2 protein-coding genes are annotated in these 2,541 nt (G+C 40.3%); one reads left to right on the plus strand and one right to left on the minus strand.

The features are described 5' to 3' along the window. The first annotated feature begins 1,054 nt into the window (after positions 1 to 1,054). Positions 1,055 to 2,047, plus strand: coding sequence for an NAD(P)-dependent alcohol dehydrogenase (locus ABWW54_RS20005; protein WP_353414979.1), 993 nt, complete (start codon positions 1,055 to 1,057; stop codon positions 2,045 to 2,047). A 271-nt stretch (positions 2,048 to 2,318) separates the two neighbouring features. Here ABWW54_RS20005 and ABWW54_RS20010 read toward each other — a convergent pair. After that, positions 2,319 to 2,541 (minus strand): IS3 family transposase (locus ABWW54_RS20010; protein WP_353414980.1); only part of this gene is annotated, 223 nt, incomplete at its 5' end.

Here is a 2,541-nt window from a genome sequence, read left to right on the forward strand (position 1 = left end):
ACAGGTGTGTTGGTGGTAATCAGTCCTAACCATCACCCTCGACTAACGAAGTTAGAGGTGATCTTACTAAGTTGTGTTAATTTTGCGAGACGGGAGAAACCCCTATGCCTATTGACAGAGAATCGCTTCACATGAATTGCTTAGAATTAGGGCAGTCTGTTCGGTATTTGTATTGTTGATACTAGAGTATAAATCTGCGTAGAAACGTATTTTAAATGTTCTCAAACAACTTAGGATCTTTACGATACTACCGATACTACCGATACTACCGATACTACCGATACTATTTATTCAAACTTAGATGCAGGAGTTTTGCCTGAGCGAAAAGCCGTGTGTCTTTTATGAAGCTGAAAAGATGGGGTTTTAGTTAAACATGCTTTCTGGTGATAGGTATTTATATGTGAATATCGTCGGGTTAGATCACGGAATTTCAAAATCGCAGACTTTTTATTAAATCCTATAGGACCTAGATTTATGATGAATTGCAAAACTAAATGTTACCGGTTACAATTTCTCCGCCGCTATGGCACGCTGAGCCTTTTGTCTAGTCCGTTTCAACACTTAATTGGGAATGAAAGTGGGGTCTTGCTGAAGGTGTGAGGCAGACCTTCAGGTGATCATACCAAGGCTTATCGGCTAGCCTTATTCGAAGCATAAAAAGATCAGCCGAGCGTACCAACAGCAGTGAAGTGGGACTCGTGTAAGCTCCGGTTTGGATTCCGAGAGCGATACCTTTAATTTCTCCAAGCCATTTCCGTTTAGTGGCTTGCGGACTCACTAGGACTTTAACTTTGTCAGAAATCTTGGGTTTTGAATATTTGGGTAAATTTGTAAATGTTTAATAAAAAGTTGGTTCGTGCTATTGCAGTGGTTGTGCTGCTTTTAAGTTGTGTTTTCTATGGTTCTACTAATACTGGCCTGTGGGTAGCACAGATAAAAAGACGTCCGATTCATATGTAAATGTGGAGAGTTCAACTGTCACATTTTACGACTAAGGAATTACTGATTTTAGTTTCAGGAATACTCTCTATGTTGTTAACTCTAGATTACGAAAATGAAAGCAATTGTACTAAGTAAGTATGGCGGGCCTGAATCACTGAGGCTCGAAGATGTCGAAAAGCCGACGCCGGCGGAAGGAGAAGTATTGATTCGTGTCGTTGCTACCGCGATCAATGACTATGATTGGAGTCTAATGCGTGGCAAGCCATATGTTTATCGCCTAATGTTTGGCATAGTTTCGCCGAAAACAAAGATACCTGGGATGGAGTTGTCCGGTGTCGTTGAAGCGTTGGGCGCGACATCGGAAAAATTTAAGATAGGAGATGCGGTGTACGGCGACATTTCTGATCATGGGTTTGGAAGTTTTGCTGAGTATATATGCATCAGCGAAAGTTGTGTGGAGTTGAAACCTAAGAGCATTAGTTTTGATATCGCTGCTTCAATACCTCATGCTTCGATGCTTGCTGTTCAAGGCCTTATTGATTTAGGTTGCCTACAAAAGAAACAGAGAGTATTAATTAATGGTGCTGGTGGAGGGGTCGGATCCTATGCTCTTTATATAGCTAAGAGCTTTGATGCAGAGGTTACGGGCGTTGATACGGGTGTGAAACTAAACAAGATGACATCGATGGGCTTCGATCACGTCATTGATTTTAGGCAGCAAGATTTTACACAGAACGGGCAAAAGTATGATTTGATATTGGATGCAAAAACTAATCGTTCAATATTCAGGATTATTCGATCATTGTCTAGAGGTGGTAGATACATATCTGTTGGAGGAGATTTAAATCGTCTCTTAGTGATAGTTCTACTTAAGCGTTGGATTTCTAAGTTTTATGGCCATACGGTCGAGGTCGTTAACTTAAGGGCGAATAAAGATTTAACCTACATTGAGAACCTCTATGAGCTAGGAAAAATTGTACCGAACATTGAAGGCCCATATAGAATGAGTGATATACCTTGGTTAGTTCAGTATTTTGGTGAGGGAAAGCACACTGGTAAAATTGTCGTGAACATTGAACGAACCGAAGAAAGTTTAGATCTCTAAGATCAGCTGCTGAGGTCGCTGATATAAAATGTAAAAATCCAAACTTGGGCAGATGATACACACCTTCGAGTTTGGGCAATAAGTGACAATTGATAATGAATCAATTGAACGTAGAACCCTTAACCGCCATTGCGTGAACGCTAAATTTAAATTCACCATCATATTTATCTCATACCTGTAAAAGTCACTGTACACTGTTTTTTACAATTAATTGGTGTTTAATGAATTTTCTATCAAATTGTTTAGGAAATAGTGGTAGGGCCTGAGTTTCCTAAACACTTTCCTGCTTCATAAAATATCGTTGTTCATAGACCGTTGGCGATACTCGATCATTGTGAATATGTCGTCGCTTTGGGTTGTAGAACATCTCGATATAGTTAAACACATCAGCGCGTGCATCGTCACGCGTTTTGTGGATTTTGCGCCGTATCTTTTCCTTCTTTAAATTCGAGAAAAAACTCTCCGCCACCGCGTTATCCCAACAATTACCACGC

Source organism: Arenicella sp. 4NH20-0111 (assembly GCF_040366405.1).
In the GTDB taxonomy this organism is placed as follows: Bacteria; Pseudomonadota; Gammaproteobacteria; order Arenicellales; family Arenicellaceae; genus Arenicella.

Coding starts and splice junctions, on each gene's coding strand:
- ABWW54_RS20005 (WP_353414979.1), top strand. CDS start 1,055: ATGAAAGCAATTGTACTAAGTAAGTATGGCGGGCCTGAATCACTGAGG.